Annotated in this window: 13 protein-coding genes and 4 pseudogenes; 13 read left to right on the plus strand and 4 right to left on the minus strand. The window is 42.1% G+C overall.

Annotated features, from left to right (window positions below):
* Positions 1-55: 55 nt before the first annotated feature.
* Positions 56-1,024, plus strand: a complete 969-nt coding sequence (locus V7K60_RS32190) for a hypothetical protein (protein ID WP_334931890.1) — start codon at positions 56-58, stop codon at positions 1,022-1,024.
* 259 nt (positions 1,025-1,283) lie between these two features.
* On the opposite strand, the pseudogene V7K60_RS32195 reads toward V7K60_RS32190, so the two are convergent.
* Positions 1,284-2,801: pseudogene (locus V7K60_RS32195) on the minus strand (cryptochrome/photolyase family protein).
* A 262-nt stretch (positions 2,802-3,063) separates the two neighbouring features.
* Here V7K60_RS32195 and V7K60_RS32200 point away from each other — a divergent pair.
* The 3 genes and pseudogenes from V7K60_RS32200 to V7K60_RS32210 all read left to right on the plus strand — a co-directional run.
* A pseudogene (locus V7K60_RS32200) lies at positions 3,064-3,438 on the plus strand (Y-family DNA polymerase); the annotation flags it as partial.
* Between the two features lie 6 nt (positions 3,439-3,444).
* A complete protein-coding gene (locus V7K60_RS32205) occupies positions 3,445-3,897 on the plus strand; it encodes a hypothetical protein (protein WP_334931974.1) in 453 nt (150 codons plus the stop codon).
* A complete protein-coding gene (locus V7K60_RS32210; protein ID WP_334931892.1) occupies positions 3,857-4,150 on the plus strand; it encodes a DinB/UmuC family translesion DNA polymerase in 294 nt (97 codons plus the stop codon). The genes V7K60_RS32205 and V7K60_RS32210 overlap by 41 nt, the downstream gene beginning before the upstream one ends.
* Here V7K60_RS32210 and V7K60_RS32215 read toward each other — a convergent pair.
* Complete coding sequence (locus V7K60_RS32215; RefSeq protein WP_334931894.1) at positions 4,121-4,324, minus strand: CopG family transcriptional regulator; 204 nt, start codon at positions 4,322-4,324, stop codon at positions 4,121-4,123. The genes V7K60_RS32210 and V7K60_RS32215 overlap by 30 nt on opposite strands.
* Positions 4,325-5,183: 859 nt before the next feature.
* Entirely contained in the window at positions 5,184-5,360 is a 177-nt protein-coding gene (locus V7K60_RS32220) for a hypothetical protein (protein WP_334931896.1), read from the minus strand.
* A gap of 27 nt (positions 5,361-5,387) precedes the next feature.
* Here V7K60_RS32220 and V7K60_RS32225 point away from each other — a divergent pair, with 27 nt between their 5' ends.
* Positions 5,388-7,382 (plus strand): NACHT domain-containing protein, encoded by a 1,995-nt coding sequence (locus tag V7K60_RS32225; RefSeq protein ID WP_334931898.1) that lies wholly within the window; start codon positions 5,388-5,390, stop codon positions 7,380-7,382.
* A gap of 55 nt (positions 7,383-7,437) precedes the next feature.
* On the opposite strand, the gene V7K60_RS32230 is transcribed toward V7K60_RS32225, so the two are convergent.
* Positions 7,438-7,689, minus strand: coding sequence for a hypothetical protein (locus V7K60_RS32230; protein ID WP_334931900.1), 252 nt, complete (start codon positions 7,687-7,689; stop codon positions 7,438-7,440).
* Between the two features lie 250 nt (positions 7,690-7,939).
* Between V7K60_RS32230 and V7K60_RS32235 the strand changes: the two genes are divergently transcribed.
* The 8 genes and pseudogenes from V7K60_RS32235 to V7K60_RS32265 all read left to right on the plus strand — a co-directional run bounded on the left by V7K60_RS32235 (position 7,940) and on the right by V7K60_RS32265 (position 17,140).
* Positions 7,940-9,871, plus strand: coding sequence for a S9 family peptidase (locus V7K60_RS32235; protein ID WP_334931902.1), 1,932 nt, complete (start codon positions 7,940-7,942; stop codon positions 9,869-9,871).
* A gap of 1,126 nt (positions 9,872-10,997) precedes the next feature.
* A pseudogene (locus tag V7K60_RS35495) lies at positions 10,998-11,126 on the plus strand (IS4/Tn5 family transposase DNA-binding protein); the annotation flags it as partial.
* Positions 11,127-11,143: 17 nt separating this feature from the next.
* Positions 11,144-11,713 (plus strand): hypothetical protein, encoded by a 570-nt coding sequence (locus V7K60_RS32240; RefSeq protein WP_334931904.1) that lies wholly within the window; start codon positions 11,144-11,146, stop codon positions 11,711-11,713.
* 188 nt (positions 11,714-11,901) lie between these two features.
* Positions 11,902-12,030: pseudogene (locus V7K60_RS32245) on the plus strand (transposase); the annotation flags it as partial.
* A 333-nt stretch (positions 12,031-12,363) separates the two neighbouring features.
* Positions 12,364-13,992 carry an FAD-binding protein gene (locus V7K60_RS32250; RefSeq protein ID WP_334931906.1) on the plus strand — a complete coding sequence of 543 codons (1,629 nt, stop codon included), beginning with the start codon at positions 12,364-12,366 and terminating at the stop codon, positions 13,990-13,992.
* On the plus strand, positions 13,989-14,387 hold the full coding sequence (locus V7K60_RS32255) for a ferredoxin family protein (RefSeq protein WP_334931908.1): 399 nt from the start codon (positions 13,989-13,991) through the stop codon (positions 14,385-14,387). The genes V7K60_RS32250 and V7K60_RS32255 overlap by 4 nt, the downstream gene beginning before the upstream one ends.
* Positions 14,388-14,404: 17 nt before the next feature.
* Positions 14,405-15,451, plus strand: a complete 1,047-nt coding sequence (locus V7K60_RS32260) for an ABC transporter substrate-binding protein (RefSeq protein ID WP_334931910.1) — start codon at positions 14,405-14,407, stop codon at positions 15,449-15,451.
* A gap of 78 nt (positions 15,452-15,529) precedes the next feature.
* Positions 15,530-17,140 (plus strand): FAD-binding protein, encoded by a 1,611-nt coding sequence (locus tag V7K60_RS32265; RefSeq protein WP_334931912.1) that lies wholly within the window; start codon positions 15,530-15,532, stop codon positions 17,138-17,140.
* The last annotated feature ends 279 nt before the right edge of the window (positions 17,141-17,419 follow it).

Consider the following 17,419-nt stretch of genomic DNA (forward strand, 5'->3'; position numbering starts at 1 on the left):
GTAGAAAAGCAAATTGGTGACAAAATTAAGATGTTAGACACCCATATATCTAGTAATGATTAGTGGAATTTTTGAAAATTGTGTTGGCTCAAAGGATATTGAAGCTACTCTGAAATATTGGGCGGAGTTCGGTTATCGAGAAGTTAACAGGGGAGAACTTTGGGCAGAACAAGCAGGGTTACTCTACGGACATGAGTCTGATTTGACATCTATACGACTACAAAACAGCAACTCGGCAGATCATGGATTAGTGCGGGTGATGTGGTGGAAACAACCTCGCAATGAAGGTTTAGGTGACACTTTGCCTGTTGTTGTCGGTAGCCGATGGTTTGCATCTCTGACGAAAGATATTTATGCGGTAGCCGATGCATTTACCGACGACAAAGCCAATGGGGGTGACTGGATTTATACAGAACCAGTTCGGGCTATTGAAGCTACAGGTAATAAGGGAACTGGCTTATATAATCGCTTTGTTGGTGTGAGGGAAATGTTTGTGATTGGTTGTGAAACCCGACAGGCATTTTTCCAGCGATATAATTACAATCGTCCTGGCTACGGCACAGTTGATCCGAGTTCTCCACTATCGGTAAGTGAAGGAACTCACTCTAGCTTCATCACCTCTGACCACGCCTTAGCATCGTTTTATGCAGATTTTTTTGGACTTATACCATTAGTCTCTAATGGTAAGCGATCGGGCTATCAAAAACCCTCTACTCGCCAGATATTAATGCTTTGTCAGGGGCAAGAGTTTTATCTTTCGGCTTTCGCTTCACCTAAAACTAATGTAGGACTTTTGCAAGTCTATAGTCCACTTTACCCTACGCCAGATAAACGGGAATACTCTCAACCTGGTTCAATCGGATTGAGTCTTTTCACTTATCGAGTTGAGGATATTGCCGCTTTTCATCAGCGCGTTAGGAGCAGCACTGCTACTAGCGTTACAACAATTATCTCTAATGAATTTGGTGAACTCTGTTTTGGGTTAGTTGCACCAGATGGAATGTATTGGGTGATAGTTGGTTAGATTTAGTAGTCTATAAAACTTATACCAATTTGAAAAATGTTTGCCGGTTAGAGCAACATGAAACGCGAGGACGCACATTAACTCTGAAAGTCAAGTTTTCTGATTATCAGCGTTAAACCCGCAGTAAAACAATGCTTGCTCACATTAGTAAACTCTCTACGATTTTTGAGTTGAGATAGCCAAAGCACAGTTTGAGTCGATTGATCTGGAGAACTGCAGCATCAGGCTACTGGGCATTTTCTTGTCCAACAGTTTCTGATTACATGGTGTGCCAATTAGAAGCCAGAGAGCGGATTTTTTGAAGTTCCGATGGAGAGAGCCGCTCCAAGTTACGCAGTATGGTTATCATACGTGGCTGCTCTTTTAGCAAGTCGTAATGACGAGCCAGGAAGTCCCAATAAAAAAAGTTGAAAGGACAAGCATTTTCAGTGGTGCGTTCACTATGATTGTAAGTACAATTCAAGCAATAGTCTACTCATATTGTTGATGTAGTTAGCAGAAGCAGCATAAGGCTTAGATGCAATCATTCCACCATTAGCAAACTGCCCCATGCCAATGACATTGGTTTGCATTACCCAATCGTAGCCATCAATAAAAGCAGCATGAAACCAGTCTTCAAGTTCTTGGGGGGAGATACCTGCAATCAAAGCAAAGTTGTTTAACACCATCAACCGTTGAATATGATGAGCATAACCTATTTGTTTAACCTGAGTTAGAATTTGGTGCAGACAATTCATCTGTGTATCGCCAGTCCAATAAAAAGCAGGCAGTGGATGAGTGTGGTTAAACCAGTTACGTTCTGAATAGTCATCATCTAGGTAAACATAAACACCGTGCATATACTCTCGCCAGCCAAGCACCTGACGGATAAAGCCTTCAATGCTGTTTAGCTCCCAGTTGCTGCTGTTGTTTAAATATGCAAGTTGTGCCGCCTGAACAACTTCCAAGGGATGAAGCAATCCAATGTTGAGATAAGGTGAAAGCATCGCGTGCCACATTGTCTGTTCGCCAGTCACCATCGCGTCCTGGTATGGCCCGAATGAAGACAAACGTGTTTCGATAAAAAACTTCAGTATAAGTAGTGCTTGCTGTCGCGTTACACGCCAGAGGAAGGGTTCTAATTGCCAGTAACTTTGATTGTCCTGGATGCTTCAGATTGCTTAATGAAGTTAATAACATCTTGTGTAATTGAGTCTGGTTCAAACCATAAAGCTTCGGGTAAGGTCAGTTTGCCCTTGGGTGGTTTGCGATTTTGCTTGTCAAAGTTCCATCGACCACCAACAGGTTGGTTGCCCTCCATGAGAATGTTGAAGTGCCGCCGTCCCTGACGATAAAAGTCTTCCATGATTAAACGTTTGCGACCACCGGCCCATTGTTGAAACTCTTGGTCACTCCAGATGAAACGATTATTGGGTGTAAAAGTGACTTGAATTGGAAGTTCTAGCTTTTGAATCAACGCAACAAAAGGGCGATCCGTTGGAGTCATCACCCGCAGTTCGCTAATTTGGTATGAATTTATCCATTCAACTAAAGGTGTTTTGAAGTCTTGGCTTTGAGTGTATGTGACTGCCCAGCCTTCACTGAGTAGTTCTGCGGCGAAGTGACGCATGGCTGACCAGACCAGTACCAGTTTTTGCAAATGGTAAGGAAGTTGGCCTGCATGAGTTAGAGATTCAATAAAGATTACGGGAGTCTGTTGCTTTTGTTGCAAGCAACTTTGCAGCGCTGACTGCCCAGCCCAAAGTTGATCTCCGAGAACCCAAACACCAATAGTCATGCCCTTGCTCCCTCTCATACCGTGCGTTGGCAATGTGATGACAAAATGCTACTCAATCAAGTGTAACATTATTGTTACAAAAACTTTCTCAGTGAAAAAGCAGATGAAAGCCCAAAAGCGCTAGTGCTAATGTACTATTATGGTGAGAAATTTCTCAAATATATCGAATCACAAATTAAAGAGAGAATAGTCGTTCCCGCCGCTTGGTAAAAATGGTAATACTTCAACAACAATGCAGACGAGGAAGATAGGTCATGTGGATATGGATGCCTTTTACGCATCGGTAGAGCAGAGGGATAACCCTAGCTACCGAGGAAAACCGTTAGTCGTTGGTGGCAGTCCCAATCAGCGAGGCGTGGTTGCAGCAGCCAGTTATGAAGCTCGTAAGTTTGGTATTTACTCCGCGATGCCGTCAGTAACCGCTTTTGCCAAATGCCCCGGATTGATATTCGTCAGACCGAGATTCGACGTTTACCGAGAGATTTCTACTTCAATCCACGCCATATTCAAACGCTACAGTGATTTAGTGGAAGGAGTTGCGCTAAATGAAGCATACCTGGATGTTACTGAGAATAGGTAAAATATCACCTACGCTTCTACGATTGCAAGATATATTAAAACTGCAATTTTCCAGGAAACGAAATTGACGGCAACCGCAGGTGTGTCAATTAACAAGTTTCTTGCAAAAATGGCATCAGGGCAGAATAAACCCAATGGACTAACGGTGATTTTACCGGAGGATGCGATCGCCTTTGTAGTACAGCTGCCGATTGAGAAGTTCCACGGTATTGGAGAGGTGACGGCGGCTAAAATGCACTCACTCGGCATTCATAGTGGTGCAGATTTGAAAGAGCGTTCGTCTCTGACGTTGCCGCAGGCATCGCTGACTGAGCTAACACACCATTTTGGTAAAGCAGGTCATTATTACTATAAGATTGCCAGAGCAGAAGATGACCGCCCAGTTGAGGCGAATCGGGTTCGTAAGTCCATAGGTGCAGAAACTTCATTTGCACAGGACTTAAACGACGTTGGTCAGATGTTGCAAGAACTCGAACATGATTGCCCAAATTGTCGAGCAACGGTTAGAGCAACATGAAACACGAGGACGCACATTAATCCTGAAAGTTAAATTTTCTGATTATCAGCAGTTAACCTGTAGTAAGACAATGCTTGCTTGCATCAGTGAACTAGATACGATTTTTGAGATAGCCAAAGCGCTGTTTGAGTCGATTGATCTGGAAAACTGCAGTATTAGGTTGCTGGGCATTTCCTTGTCCAGTTTGGATAACGCCAAACAAACCCAAGTGATTCAATTGCCATTATTTCAGAATGGGAACATCATATTTTAGGGTAGGTATAGTCTGTTCAGACGCTGACAACTCGGTTATTGTCAGAGAGCGAATCAACTCCCGAATCACATCAGTTGCAGGTCTACCTGTACTTGCACAATATTTTTCAAGTTTTTCGCTTTCAGCAGATGCAAGATTTATTGTGATTCGTTTGACAGCCCATTTTTTGTTCATGACTTGTTATATTGATCAAATTTAATGAATTATCTAGACTTGAAATGCCTTGTGCAATACTTAACAAATATATAGATGTTAACCACACCATACTTGCCGTAAAACCATTTTTAGCACATCCCTCCCCAGAGTATTTACTTGTAGCCCAAAACTTCACTGATAAATCATTTATATGAATTTTAGAACATTTGAAATGAGCTTGTATTTTTGGTAAATATTGTTAAGCAAAGCGCAATCAAAGTTAGCCAATCAAGAGGCGTATAATCGGCAAGTATTGCCAATTAAATTTAGTAAACCTTATCTTCATTCAATTGCATCTAATATTCATTTGCTCTTTACCCAAGGGTGAAATTGACTAACTACTCTGGATATAGACTTTCATTCAAGCACCATATTTAACTCTATAACTTAACGAAACCTTAACTTAATGCCTCTAGAAAATTTTCTAGGAGCATTAAAGTTTAATAATTTTGGTTCTTCAGTATCTGTTATGCTAAATTATTAGTTAGATATCAAAACTAGGTTCAAAAATAAAGCTCAAGAGCGCGAATCAGTGCTAAACACCATAAATAACTAGTAAATAATGTTGATTTTTGTTGCCTAGTAAGCGTTTCATGGCTTTTTTGAAAGTAATTTAGCATGATATATTAATTTTTATTCAGTCAGAGCCTAATTTACTCACAGAAATCATCAACCCTCAACTCGCGCCACACGTCAGACGGTTGCCACCCAGAGTTGCCAACAGAGCGTAGGGGGCGATAGTGTTCTGAAATGTATTCGGATTCGGATTCAGAAACGTAGTCTTCAATGTACACAGGTGGATTTGGTTCTTTATAAAGTCCCCTATTTATTTCCCTTTTCAAGTGCTGTCTTGGACTCCTTGCCACGCTAGGTTTTTCTTATACAGGTGGCCTTCTTTGAGTCTTGCACCCGTTGGCAGCAATTGAAATTCTCGTGCAGTGGGTTGTTTACTTGCAGGAACAGTCAGATTGCGCGGAGAGTCCGTAAAGGCGTTAACCTCAGTTGTAGCAAGCATAAACATTTATATTTAGCAGCAGTCGTTATGACCTTAACACCAGTAGGCAATACGGAGCGACCAAAGAATGAACGGATACTATTAGCCTCAGTTAAGTCAGAAGTTACTTCTCGATTAAGGCAATCTCTACACAATGCTGTGCTGATTAATTTAGGGAAGGAATCACAGCCGCAACAGGTAAAAAGACCTTGGAATGCAGAGAGAAAAATTGGCTTCAAACCTGCTGAGGCTCTGCCAGAGAGTACAACTATTTTATCCGTTTTTGATTCCCAAGAAGTAGCAGGTAAACTGTTAATTTTAGGTGCGCCAGGGTCAGGGAAGACCACGACACAATTAGAACTGGCTCAAGAATTAATCCAACGAGCCCAAGAACAGCCTGATTATCCCGTTCCAGTTTTATTCAACTTGTCCTCTTGGAAAGATGATCGACAATCTCTAACGGATTGGTTATTGGCAGAACTTAAATCTAAATATGGTGTTTCAACTGAACTGGGTAAAGACTGGGTAGGTAATCAGCATTTATTACTATTACTTGATGGTTTAGATGAACTTGAGCCACAACGTCAAGAACTTTGTGTCCAGGCAATTAATCAATTTTTATTAGGGGGAAATAGACCGCTTCTTCTAGTTATTTGTAGTCGGAGTGAAGAAGATGGGAGTTATTCCACTCAATTGCAGCTGAATGGTACTATTTACTTGCGACCTTTAACTAACAATCAGATTTGCGATTATCTCAGTAAAATTAAATATAGAGACTTGTGGTCAATCATCAGTATTAATTTAGACTTACTAGAGTTAGTTAGAACTCCCTTATTCCTCAGTATTACTATTTTAGTATTTCAAGACATATCTCTTGAAAAATGGCATTTGAGTTCTAAAGCAGAGCGTTATCAGTATTTGCTAGATGCCTATATCGGACGTATGTTAGCACAAGATATTAATAGTAGGGCATATTTGAAGCACAAACCTCCTAATGCTAGGAAAACGCGAATGTGGCTCGTTTGGCTAGCAGGGCAAATGCTTTTAAAATCGAAAACAGAATTTTTGATTGAAGAAATGCAGCCTAGTTTGTTAAAAAGTAAAATTCCCAAAATTATTTATAATTTGATTGTCTGGGGAGTTATACAAATGCTGATTAATGGGCTGATTTTGGGGATGTTAGGGGTAATTTTGGGGCTTGTTGGGGTGACTGGAGAGGTTAGTGTCCTTGGAAGGGTTATTAATCATGAAGTGAGTGGAGGGGTGATTATCGGTTTTTTATGGTTGGTTCAGGGTCTGAATGGAGGGATGATTATCGGTCTGATTGTCGGGCTAATTAATGGTTTATTTGGTGAGATAATAGAGGACAAACTTGAAAATACAGGTTTAATTCAGTCTGATAAATTTTCTCATAAAACCATGATAAAATGGCTAATTATCGGGCTGATTTGGGGGATAATCAATCAACTGATTTCTGGGACGATTACAGGAGTGATTATCGTGCTGATCTGGGGGCTGATTATCGGACTGATTAATGGGTTAATTGGAGATAAAATTGAAGCACTTGAAACTCGAAAAACTTTTCATTATTTCTTAAAAAATGAGTTAACTTTTGGGATGTTAGGGGAATTTAATAATTTAGCAATAGAAAGTAAAACTATTCCTAACCAAGGTATTTGGCAATCTGTTAAAAATACATTTAATTTATCAGTATTGTATTTTTTACCTTCTACCATATTAATTTTTTTAATTCAAATAATTCAAGGAAATAATAGTTTAAATAAGTCAGCTTTAATTTCTAGCTTAATGTTTGGGTTATTTTTTGGATTATTGGTGGGGATACTTAGAAGTGGAACACCTGTTATTAAACACTTTGCCCTACGCCTTATTCTCTACCGCAACGGCTACATCCCCTGGAACTACGCCCGTTTCCTCGACTACTGCACTGAGCGTATGTTACTCCAGCGTGTTGGCAGTCGTTACCGCTTCATCCACAAACTTCTGCAAGACCACTTCGCCCAAATGGAGTTTAAACGTGATTGAAAAAGATTGAATTGACTCACTACTTTAATAATATCTTTTTAGCTACAGCTTTCCTCTATCCCAACTCTCCACCGCCACATACTCCCCACTGAAAACATAAAAGCCCTCGCCTCCAACAGCGCACCACCAGAAACCCCCCTAGCTCCCAGTAGTCCTTCACTGCTCCAGGTTGCCACTGTCGAGAAACGAGATTGTAGACTTGTACTGGAGTGACAATCGCTAAATCTGCAATAACCTCCACGTTCTTCCAGCCGGGAGGTAGTTCATCATAACTCTTGACTCCATCTAGTAGTTCAGGAATGGTCAAGCGTTCGGTAGTAGATTTAACTGGAGTAAGGGTAGTGCTGCTGATAATCAGAAAATAAGTTTTTCGGCAGTGAGAGCTTACGCGAATGATCTGGTTGCCTAAAATATTTATATTAAAGAACTTTCAATTACGTAGCTTGCTGCTAGCTAGAGGCTAGGATTACGAATTACGGATTAGTATAAGTGGGTGTGTCAGAGTTTTGTCTTTACAGACAATGTATGATTCTTGGGAACAGGGAGCAGAATAAAGCGTGATAAAAGCAGAAGTAGCGTCTTACGGATGTTGGCGATCGCCGATAACAACAGACCTAATTACCGCAAGTATAATTGGGTTGGGACAAATTGCCCTCTGTGGCGAAGAGATTTACTGGAGTGAGTTACGACCATTAGAGTCAGGTAGAAATGTCATAGTGCGGCGGGGTACAGATGGTAAAATCCAGTCCCTCACGCCTAGTGGCTTCAATGTGCGTACTCGTGTGCATGAATATGGTGGCAGTTCCTTTCTTGTGGTGAATGGCACTGTTTACTTTTCCAACTTTATTGATCAACGCCTATATTATCACCAGAGCGATCAAGAGCCACAAGCCATCACCCCAAAAGCTGCCACACGCTATGCAGACGGTGTTTTTGATCGTCAAAACAACCGAATTATTTGTGTGTATGAAGATCACACAGATGTGACAAAGGAGGCGAGTAATAGTTTAGTCGGCGTGGAACTAGACGGAGATCATAAAATCCAACTATTAGTATCTGGAAATGACTTTTATGCTTCGCCTCGCCTTAGCCCGGATGGTTTACGTTTAGCTTGGCTGACTTGGAACCATCCTAATATGCCTTGGGATGGGACTGAACTATGGGTTGGGGAATTAAAGGCAGATGGTTCTTTGGGAAATACTCAAAAAATTGCTGGGGATTTAGATGAGTCTATTTTTCAGCCACAGTGGTCGCCAGATGGTCAGTTGTATTTTGTTTCTGACCGTACAGGTTGGTGGAATATATATCGTTGGCAAGATGAAAATTTAGAAGCGCTAACTCAAATCGAAGCAGAATTTGGTCAGCCGCAATGGAATTTTGGGATGTCCACTTATGCTTTTGGGTCTGCCAACCAGATTATTTGTATTTATACCCAGCAAGGCATTTGGTATTTAGCAAGCCTTGATACACTAACACGTCAGTTAGAACTAATAAATACGCCCTACACAGATATTAGCTCTCTCCACGCCACCTCTAAACAGGTGGTTTTTCGCGGAAGCTCGCCAACTCAATTAGCAGCAATTGTCCGTTTGGATCTGACAACTAAAGAGCTAGAAGTACTACGGTGTTCTAGTGATGTAACTATTGATGCTGGTTATCTTTCTTTACCCGAAGCCATTGAGTACGAAACATCTGATGGCAAAACAGCATACGCCCTTTTCTACTCACCTCGAAACAGTGACTATACGGCTCCAGAGACTGAAAAACCGCCCTTGATTGTCAAAAGTCACGGTGGCCCCACCGCAGCAACTTCTAGTAGCCTCAATTTTAGCATTCAGTATTGGACTAGCCGAGGAATAGCGGTTTTGGATGTAAATTATGGTGGCAGTACAGGGTACGGGCGGGAGTATCGGCAACGGCTGGATGGAAACTGGGGAATTGTAGATGTGGATGATTGTGTTTTTGGTGCGCGTTACTTAGTGTCACGGGGAGATGTAGACGGCGCTCGTCTAGCCATTTCCGGCGGGAGTGCAGGTGGTTACACAACGCTTTGTGCCTTAACTTTCCGAGATACTTTTAAAGCAGGAGCCAGCTATTTTGGTGTCAGTGATTTGGAAGCTTTAGTTCGGGATACACATAAGTTTGAATCACGCTACTTGGATCGTCTGGTTGGCCCTTATCCACAACAGCGTCAGATTTATCAACAGCGCTCGCCAATTAACTTTAGTGAGTGTCTAGCCTGCCCAATGATTTTTTTTCAGGGATTAGAAGATCGAGTAGTTCCGCCCAATCAAACTGAAGCAATGGTTACAGCGCTAAGAACAAAAGGTGTACCTGTGGCTTATGTTGCTTTCGAGGGTGAACAACATGGTTTCCGCAAAGCCGCAAACATCAAGCGTTCTTTGTCAGCAGAACTTTACTTTTATTCACGAATTTTCAATTTTGAAATTGCCCAACCAGTTGAGCCTGTAGTCATTGAAAACTTTTAGCTAAGTAGCTGTAATCAACTGCGGACACTAGAACAACGATTCAGTAATCAGAATCGTGACGAAAAATCGAGTTTTGAGCAGGAGTCGGACCAAAATGAGGCTTTGATTTTTTAAACATTTGTCAGCTATCACTAAATCTGACCACTGTTTTGAATTGCTATGCTTGGCATCAGTATTGGGATATATGGATTTAAAAAGGAGGCTGCCGGAGCTTAATTATAATTCGAGTTATCAGCTATAAAAGTGATAGCTATAATCAGAGAATAGTCTTTAAAAAAAACACTCTTCTGCTCATTATGAAATAAGTTTTAATGCACAAACTAATTTATTAAAATGGTGTATTTATGAGCAACAATCAATTATCCAAGAGACATAACGACAATAGACTGTACACTAGATTAGTTACTACACTCAAGATTCTTCAGGTTGTCGGCTTTTTTATTGTAGCCATTTTTTTCTCATAATATTTTCAATATTTGTCCGAGCTTTAAATTTTGGTGGAGGTAATATATTTATTCTCTTGCCTTTAATTTATTTAATTATTCCCTGTATTATTATATATATTCTGACAGCAGCTTTAATAGCAATCATTGACCTTTTAGGTCGTATAGAAAGGAATACAAGGTCTGAATAATAGCTGATGAATAAAGCTTTTAGACCGACAAGGGGATTAGTGAATCGGTGTTCTAGTTGCCAAATGAGATTTTTGGTTGAGGGACTATGGAAAACATTCTGCATATTGATTCAAGTCCACGGGGCGATCGCCTTAATGTGAGTAGTCTGCGATACTTAACGACAGCCTTGAGCGCACTTCACTCTTGAGAGCGATCGCAATTCTTTGGCAGTGCAATTGATATTATTGCGCTCGACAGCAAATGATTAAACCAGTATTAATCGCTACTCAGTTAACTTGTGCAGTCCAATTTCTGATTTGCTAGAGCCTTCTCTAGGCTTCTGACTTTTCCCATTAAGTCTCGAACAGCAGACTGACAAAGGGTTTAGGGAACAGCACCGCATATATGGTACAGTAATTAAAATCGGGTGCTAAAGGTGACGAGCAATGCTGGACTGGTGGGAAAAGAATTTTGCAACTTGTGAGTTGGGCGATCGCTGATTAAATGAGCGTGCAATGTCTATAGGCTATGCTCTGAGTCTTGGCTTTGGCAAAGCACTGTCGGAAATCTTCAACAGTGGAACTGTACTCAAGAGAGCCTATGAGTTTTTGCCAACCCAAAAGTGGAATTTGCCAAAGTAATAGAGCCGCACTGTCAAATGATAGCGGAAACTGTTGCAGAATACGATGTAGTGCTGTGTGTCGGAGACACTACTTTTCTTGATTATGGCAGTATTGTGGCTAAAAAAAAAGGTTATGGCCCAATTGGCAAGGGAGGTAACGGTCTAATATTACACAGTGCTTTAGCTATAGAACCGATAAATGGTCAATCGATAGGTTTGTTGTGGCAAAAACTCTGGAATCAAGAGCCCAAAAAAAAGCCACCCAAAAATGAAACACCAGCCAAGAAGAAAAAACGACAAGCAACAGCAAGAATTGAAGCGCGAAAACGTCCCTTTGAAGAGAAAGAATCTTATAGGTGGGTAGAGGCACTTACCGTTGTAGAAAGCCTTGTAAGTGAGGATACACGAGTGGTTCGTACTTTCGACCGAGAAGGTGATATCACAGAAGTTTTTGATAAAGTTCGTCAACTTCAACACACGGGAGTTCTCGTTCGCGCAGCTCATAACCGCAGTTTAAATTCTGATAGCGAACGTCTCTGGTCAAAACTGGAAAGCCAACCTATCAGCCTGGAACAGGAAATCGAATTACCTCAAACTAGTAACTGACTTTTCCCGTTATCTCCTTGATTGAGCGATGTCTACGACAAGCCGCTGCTGCGTCTACGCTTACTATACCCCTAGCCCAAAACCCTATTCTCTCGTGAGTTATTGTCACTAATATTAAGTTATTGAGAATAAAGTCTAGTCTAAAACTCTTGCTACTTGGTTGTTTCATCACTTAACGGGAAAAGTCAGAAAGAACATTTGGGTGGTTTAACCAGTATCATCGTCTCAGCAAAGATTATGAGCGTCTACCCTCCATGAGTGAAGCTGCAATATATGCTGTGATGACTCGTATCATACTGCGTCGTCTTATAGCCTAAAGATTTACTTTATAAATAGTCTCTTAGTGAGATAGGTTCATAAAGTAAAATCTGAAACAATATAATTAGCTTAACTAAATATTAGTCTTACGTAAGTTTAGGTATACATATATTTAATCTTCTAAGGGCTTGAATTTTCTTGAGTACAGTGTAATACTGCTAAGTTAAACACCTGTAAATTGAGCGATGATTAGTACTTTATCGAAAAAACCCTGTACTAACTTATAAATAAGTCTTTTCGGTCTTCCTTGAAGTTATGCACAAATGAACTTGGTTAGCCATGTCTGTGGTTTAAGAAATATACCTGTCTATAGAATTAAGGAATGAGAGCTAGTGAGCGTAAATCAATTAACGTCTGAGCAATCATTGACTAGTGACTCCCATCTAGATTTAGAAACCGATGTTTTAGTAATTGGTGGCGGTCCAGCTGGTGCTTGGGCTGCTTACAATGCTGTGGCTAGTGGAGCCAGGGTGATTTTGGTAGACAAAGGCTATTGTGGCTCTAGTGGGGCAACTGCATCTGGTGGAACTAGTGTGTGGTATGTAGCTAACCCCGACCAACGAGAAATGGCTATGGCCAGCCGGGAAGCTTTAGGAGGGTTTTTATCAGAACGAGATTGGATGGAGCGAGTTTTAGATAGAACTCATGCTAATCTGCATCAGTTGGGTGGCTGGGGTTATCCGTTTCCCTCCAACCAACAAGGACAACCTTACTATCCTTCTCTCCAGCAAGGCGCAGAGTATATGCGTTTGATGCGTAAGCAAGTTAAAAAAGCTGGAGTGCAAATTCTTGACCATAGTCCCGCTTTAGAATTATTAGTAGACCAAACCGGAGCAGTAGCCGGGGCAAAAGGAATACGCCGTCAAGCGGGTGGACGCTGGACGGTACGAGCCGCAGCAGTAGTTATTGCTACTGGTGGTTGTGCCTTCTTGAGTAAAGCTCTAGGTTGTAATGTCCTTACTGGCGATGGTTATTTAATGGCGGCTGAAGCTGGGGCGGAAATGTCCGGAATGGAATTTTCTAATTCTTATGCCCTTACCCCTGCCTTTGCTTCTGTCACTAAAGGAGCTTTCTACCGTTGGGCAACATTTACTTATGAAGATGGCACAGTAATTGAAGGTGCGGGTTCTCAACGGGGACGCTCGATAATTGCCAAAACTTTGCTGACTCAACCTGTATACTCTAGCCTTCACGAAACTCCAGAAGAAATCCGAGCTTGGATGCGAACCATCCAGCACAATTTCTTCCTACCATTTGACCGTAAAGGAATTGACCCCTTCACCCAACGCTTTCCTGTAACTCTGCGTTTGGAAGGCACAGTAAGAGGTACTGGAGGGATACGGATTATTGATAATTCTTGTGCAACTTCAGTACTCGGACTTTATGCAGCCGGAGACGCAGCCACACGCGAGTTAATCTGTGGTGGTTTTACAGGTGGTGGTAGCTACAATGCTGCTTGGGCAATGTCTTCTGGCTATTGGTCAGGACAAGCGGCAGCTAACTATACTCGTCAATTGGGAGCAAAAGCCAACCAAAGACAAGTACATTCAGTTGGTCAGGCGGCTGTTAGTTCTGACAGTAATCACACCTTTAATCCCCAAGAAGTTATTCAAGCCACCCAAGCAGAAGTATTACCTTATGACCGCAACCTCTTCCGTACTGAACAAGGCTTGAGTGATTCTCTTGGACGATTACATAGTTTGTGGCGAGAAGTTCGTCATAGTACTGCTCCATCTGATAGCCAAGTATTACCAGCCAGAGAAGCGGCAGCAATGGTTGCCACTGCTCGTTGGATGTACACTTCAGCACAAGCTAGGAAAGAAACTCGCGGAATGCATAAACACCAGGATTACCCCCAGCAAGATGCTAATCAACAATATCGGTTAATTAGTGGTGGATTAGATACAGTCTGGGCAAAACCTGAACAAGAAATTGTCAATAAGGAGTTAGTAACACTGTGATTGAATTAGTCAGTGAGTCTCGCTGTATTCAATGTAATCTTTGCATCACTGCCTGCCCTACCAATGTATTTGATGCAGTACCAGGACGCGCGCCGAAAATTGCTCGCCAGAGTGATTGTCAAACTTGCTATATGTGCGAACTGTACTGTCCTGTAGATGCGTTGTATGTTGATCCCAACGCTGATGAATCAGTCCCAGTGGATGAAGAGGCTTTAGTAGCTGCTGGGTTACTGGGCAGTTATCGCAAAAACGTCGGTTGGGGAAAAGGACGCACACCTGCGGCTAAAACCGAAAAGTCTGCTTACTACTATCCAAAGATGCGAACTAGCAGCAATTTGCCGACAGATGCTCAAGGCAGAATTTTGCCTTGGGGAACACAGCAAACTAATTCCTAATTCCCACTCCCCACTCTATGAGTTCCCAAGTAATTAAGTGCAGTTTTCTTCATCGTCTTTTAGTTCCACTTACAACTGTTGCACTGTTATTTACTCTTACAGGTTGTACTTCCCAACAAAGCCAGTCCAACAACTCAACAGTAGCTTCATCTAATATAAGAGCAAATTCAGCAGAGCCAAAAACACTGGTTTTAAAAGTTGGTTTTATTAGTTCGGAAAGCAAATTACCAATTGGCCCAGAGGGTTGGGCATTGCAAAAAGGAACGTTAACTCCTGCACTCAAAAGCCTGGGTGTGACAGAGGTCAAATTTATTCCTTTTGTGGGAGGCCCAGCCCTTAACGAAGCCTTAGTTAGCGGTCAATTAGATATGGGTTTGTATGGCGATACCCCAGCTTTAGTTGGTCGAGCCGCGGGTCTTCCCACCCGATTGATTAATCAGACAAGAGTTGGTCAGAATGCTTGGCTAATTACCAATAAAAATGATGTAAAGTCAGTTGCACAACTTAAAGGTACAAAAATCGGGGTGGCTAAGGGTACTTACCCTCATAGGTATTTGATGGGTTTGTTAGAAAAAGAAGGACTGGCTAAGGATGTGAAGATAGTACAAATTCCATCTGCCGATGCCAAGCCAGCTTTGGAACGGGGAGATATTGCCGCCTATCCCTTTGCAATGGGGGCAGGGCCAACATTAGCTTCTCAGGGATTCCCAGTGATTGACCAAGCCAAGGATCATCAGGGATTAGTTGGGACAGGGGTAAGTGTGGTGACAGAGAATTTTCTCTCTCGTCACCCAGAACTGCCACAAAAGTGGAATCAAATTAGGCAACAAGCTTTGCAGGAAATCAAAGCTAATCCAGAGGAATTTTATCAGTTTGCGGCTCAGGTAAGTGGAAATGTGCCGTTGGCGATCGCTAAAGAATCCTACCCCTTAGACCTTTATCCCACAGAACCTTTTACACCCCAAGGATTAAAACTTTTAAATTCCACCAAGCAGTTTCTCGCCGAGCAAAAATTGTTGAAATCTGATTTTGATATCAAAGATTGGCAAATTCCCAATTATTAAAAGTGTTTCCATGTTTGGCCTCGCTCTTGGGGCAAGTTCCGCCCTTTCCCTTTTCTGACTTTTAAAGGAGTAAATTTCATGACTTACACTCGTCAAGATGCTTCTCAGGTTAACTTAGCTGCCGATGTATTAATTATTGGCGGCGGCCCATCTGGTACTTGGGCTGCTTGGAATGCAACTACCAATGGCGCAAAAGTCGTTTTAGTAGATAAAGGTTACTGCGGTACAAGTGGCGCAGCCGCCGCATCTGGTAATGGTGTTTGGTACATTCCACCAGACCCAGAACAACGCGAAGCAGCAATGGCAAGCCGGGAAGCGATGGGAGGTTTCTTGGCAGATCGACAGTGGATGAAGAGGGTATTAGATCGCACCTACGACAACATTAACTTTCTTGCAGATGAAGGCTACCATTTTAGTGTTGATGCTGATGGAAAAGTTATTCGTCGCTCCTTGCAAGGCCCAGAGTATATGCGTTTTATGCGGAAAAAGATTAAGCAAGCAGGAGTGAAAGTTTTAGATCACAGCCCCGCTTTAGAGTTGTTGGTAGATGCAGAAGGTGCTGTTGCTGGAGCGAAGGGAATTAATCGTCAAACTGGGGAACGCTGGACAGTTCGAGCCGGAGCAGTTGTGATTGCGACGGGCGGCTGTGCTTTCTTGAGTAAAGCTCTTGGTTGTAATGTCCTCACAGGAGACGGTTATTTAATGGCAGTTGAAGCTGGTGCTGACTTCTCTGGGATGGAATTTTCTAATGCTTATGCCATCTCTCCAGCTTTTTCTTCTGTCACCAAAACTCGATATTACGATTGGGCTTCTTTTACGTATGAAGATGGCACAGTTATTGAAGGTGCAGGTTCTAAGCGCGGTCGTTCAGTTATTGCCAAAACATTGCTGACTCAGCCAGTATATGCGCGTCTCGACCAAAATATGCATGAGGAAACCAAGGCTTGGATGCGAAAGTCTCAGCCTAACTTCTTTATAGTGTTTGATCGTGCTGGTATTGATCCCTTTAGTCAAAGATTTCCGATAACTTTGCGTTTGGAAGGAACTGTACGCGGTACTGGTGGGATTCGGATTACTGACCATACCTGTGCTACCTCAGTTAACGGACTCTATGCGGCGGGAGATGCTGCTACTAGAGAGTTAATCTGCGGTGGTTTCACAGGTGGTGGTAGCCATAATGCAGCTTGGGCAATGTCTTCTGGCTATTGGTCTGGACAATCTGCTGCTAACTATGCACTAAGTTTAGGAGGAAAAGCCAGCCAGCGTAGTGTACAGGGGGTTGGTGCAGCGGGATTACATGGTGAAGGTCATCAGAAATTCTCTCCTGATGAAGCGATCGCCGCAACCCAAGCTGAAGTTTTCCCTTATGACCGCAACCTCTTCCGCACTGCGACAGGGTTAAGTGAATCTCTAGAAAGACTAGATCACCTCTGGCAAGAAATCCGCCATAGCCACACACCAGATGATAGCCAAATTGTGCGATCGCGCGAAGCGGCGGCGATGGTTGCGACTGCACGGTGGATGTACAACAGTGGTTTACAACGTCAAGAAACTAGAGGTATGCACAAACGCATGGATTACCCACAACAAGACCCCAACCAGCAATATCGGCTGTTGAGTGGTGGATTAGATAAGATTTGGGTCAAGCCTGAGTCTGTAGTTACAAATCGGGAATTAGTATCTGTGTGATTATTGCAAACTGGAGACTATTTCAGATTTGATTTAGTGTTTGTTAATGAAAAGCTCCACTTACAAGAGGGTGGAGTTTTATGTTTATTATTTTTAAATCTTTGTAATACTAATTCGTAATTTGTAATACTCGCCTTCATGCGAGAAGCAAGCTACGTAATTCGTAATTAAAATATCTAAAAAAGTCCTATTCCAAGCGTTTTACAGCACTTTGCCTAACTTCTCAAATAATATATCCTTTGTCAATTTAGTATAACTTACGTCTTATTACAGTGCGAG

The organism is Nostoc sp. (assembly GCF_036917555.1).
In the GTDB taxonomy this organism is placed as follows: Bacteria; Cyanobacteriota; Cyanobacteriia; order Cyanobacteriales; family Nostocaceae; genus Nostoc.

Bases quoted from the DNA above. Each gene is read 5' to 3' on its own strand.
- V7K60_RS32190 (WP_334931890.1), top strand. From the start codon at position 56: ATGATTAGTGGAATTTTTGAAAATTGTGTTGGCTCAAAGGATATTGAA.
- V7K60_RS32210 (WP_334931892.1), top strand. From the start codon at position 3,857: ATGATTGCCCAAATTGTCGAGCAACGGTTAGAGCAACATGAAACACGA.
- V7K60_RS32215 (WP_334931894.1), bottom strand. From the start codon at position 4,324: ATGAACAAAAAATGGGCTGTCAAACGAATCACAATAAATCTTGCATCT.
- V7K60_RS32220 (WP_334931896.1), bottom strand. From the start codon at position 5,360: ATGCTTGCTACAACTGAGGTTAACGCCTTTACGGACTCTCCGCGCAAT.
- V7K60_RS32225 (WP_334931898.1), top strand. From the start codon at position 5,388: ATGACCTTAACACCAGTAGGCAATACGGAGCGACCAAAGAATGAACGG.
- V7K60_RS32240 (WP_334931904.1), top strand. From the start codon at position 11,144: ATGATAGCGGAAACTGTTGCAGAATACGATGTAGTGCTGTGTGTCGGA.
- V7K60_RS32260 (WP_334931910.1), top strand. From the start codon at position 14,405: ATGAGTTCCCAAGTAATTAAGTGCAGTTTTCTTCATCGTCTTTTAGTT.
- V7K60_RS32265 (WP_334931912.1), top strand. From the start codon at position 15,530: ATGACTTACACTCGTCAAGATGCTTCTCAGGTTAACTTAGCTGCCGAT.